Raw genomic sequence first — 1,925 nt, forward strand, 5'->3', positions numbered from 1 at the left:
GCTCGCACCCCGTACCGAAGGCAGCTTGTCGCCAGGCCGCAGGACGCCACTGCGGATCAATTCCGCGATGTCGTTCGCGCAGCGTTCATAGAGTTTCATGACTCCGCTCAAGCGAAGTGGGGAGCTCATCGATTGTGCACCCGCGCCATCGCAGCACCACCTGCGGCGTTTCGTCGCGCGTTCATTTGAAGACAAGGGATGCCAGCGTGAAGCTGTGCGGCGCATGGACAAGCATGGGCTGGCATCGGGAACGCTTGGGCCTAGCAGGGTGCTGAAATACCACCCCACCAGTCGGCGCGTGACAGGCCTCAGGCGTTGGAAGTTGACACCCCGATAGTTGCAAACGAAGACCCCAGACGATGCGCGGAGCCGACACCTTCACCGAGAGCTTGTTCACGATGCGCCGCCTGGAGGACTTCGTACCCGCGAATCACCCGCTGCGCCCGATCCGCGCAATGGTCAATGAGGCGCTGCTCAAGATGGACAACCTGTTTGCCGGCATGTATGAGGCCGACATCAAGGGCGGGCGCCCCAGCATCGCACCCGAGAAGCTGCTGCGCGCGATGCTCTTGCAGATCTTCTTCAGCGTCCGCTCGGAGCGCCAGCTCATGGAGCAGACCCAGTACAACCTCTTGTATCGCTGGTTCATTGGCCTGGCCATGGACGATGTGGTCTGGGTACCCAGCGTCTTCACCAAGAACCGCGAGCGACTGATCGCCCACGACGCGATCATCGAACTGTTTAACCAGATCGTCGACACCGCGGATCGCAAGGGCTGGCTGTCGGGCGAACACTTCAGCGTCGATGGCACCCTCATCCAGGCATGGGCCAGCCACAGGAGCTTCGTGCGCAAAGACGGCGGCGGCGATGATGATGCGGGCAACAACACGACGGGTAGCACCAGCTTCAAAGGCCAAAGCCGCAGCAACGAGACTCACGCCTCGCGCACCGATGGCGATGCGCGTCTGTACCGCAAGGGCAAGACCGCCAGCGAGTTGCGCTACATGGGCCATACCCTCTCGGACAACCGCCATGGCCTGATTGCCAACGCGATGGTCACGCAGGCTGATGGCTTTGCCGAGCGCGAAGCGGCCAAGGTCATGATCAAGGATGCCCGTCAAGCGGCCCCGAGTCCGGATACCAAGGTCACGCTCGGTGCGGACAAGGGCTACGACGCGCAGGAGTTCGTCCAGGCATGCCAGGACATGGGCGTGACACCGCACGTGGCCCAGAACACTTCGGGTCGGCGATCCGCGGTGCCCGACGCCATTGCTGCGAGCGAGGGCTATGCGTTGTCGCAGCGCAAACGCAAACTTATCGAGCAGGGCTTCGGCTGGGCCAAGACGGTGGGTGGAATTCGTCAGGTGATGGTGCGGGGACTCAAGCGCGTGGACCACCTGTTCGTGCTGACGATGACGGCCTACAACTTGACGCGTATGCGTTCGTTGGGGCAAATCCGTCCACAGACGCTCTGAGGCACCCAAAGGCCAGCAAAACGCCCTCGAGTCAGCGAAAACGGCTTCCGAAATCGCTGCCCGATGCACTATGTGAAAAGCGGATCCTCGCCGAAAGAGATGGCTCGCCTTGAAGGGGAGTATTTCCGCATCCTGTTAGGCTTGCGAAACCGGCAAACCAGCCAACTCCTTCTGGTCGAGGGGGTGCTGATCCTATTCATGCTGTGTGTGCGAGGCTGGGCCTCGGCCCTTGCAGGTGGAGCGGCCGGTTCCTCTGGCACGCTCATCATGATTGCGCGGACGGCCATGACCGTCGGCACCGGTGGCGCCGCTGGGGTCGCGCGCGCCGCCGGCGCAGCAGCTGCAAAGGGAGGCGGGAAGAAATGATGTCCCGCGCCAGAACCTTCAAGGACGATCCCGCCACGCAGGCCGTGCAGCTCGCCGGCACCAACAAGCGCAAGCAGGAGCGCA

3 protein-coding genes are annotated in these 1,925 nt (G+C 62.6%); 2 read left to right on the forward strand and 1 reads right to left on the reverse strand.

Features of this window, described 5'->3' with window-relative positions; all coding sequences use genetic code 11:
- The coding region (locus tag ACRESJ_RS22915; protein ID WP_431759962.1) for a GntR family transcriptional regulator at nt 1–99 on the reverse strand (99 nt) is incomplete at its 3' end.
- Nucleotides 100–359: 260 nt separating this feature from the next.
- Between ACRESJ_RS22915 and ACRESJ_RS22920 the strand changes: the two genes are divergently transcribed.
- Both ACRESJ_RS22920 and ACRESJ_RS22925 read left to right on the forward strand, forming a co-directional pair.
- On the forward strand, nt 360–1,475 hold the full coding sequence (locus tag ACRESJ_RS22920) for an IS5 family transposase (protein ID WP_431759960.1): 1,116 nt from the start codon (nt 360–362) through the stop codon (nt 1,473–1,475).
- 63 nt (nt 1,476–1,538) lie between these two features.
- A complete protein-coding gene (locus ACRESJ_RS22925) occupies nt 1,539–1,841 on the forward strand; it encodes a hypothetical protein (protein WP_431759961.1) in 303 nt (100 codons plus the stop codon).
- The last annotated feature ends 84 nt before the right edge of the window (nt 1,842–1,925 follow it).

It is taken from the genome of Pseudomonas sp. (genome assembly GCF_050739655.1).
Classification (GTDB): domain Bacteria; phylum Pseudomonadota; class Gammaproteobacteria; order Pseudomonadales; family Pseudomonadaceae; genus Aquipseudomonas.

Bases quoted from the DNA above. Each gene is read 5' to 3' on its own strand.
- ACRESJ_RS22920 (WP_431759960.1), top strand. From the start codon at position 360: ATGCGCGGAGCCGACACCTTCACCGAGAGCTTGTTCACGATGCGCCGC.
- ACRESJ_RS22925 (WP_431759961.1), top strand. From the start codon at position 1,539: ATGCACTATGTGAAAAGCGGATCCTCGCCGAAAGAGATGGCTCGCCTT.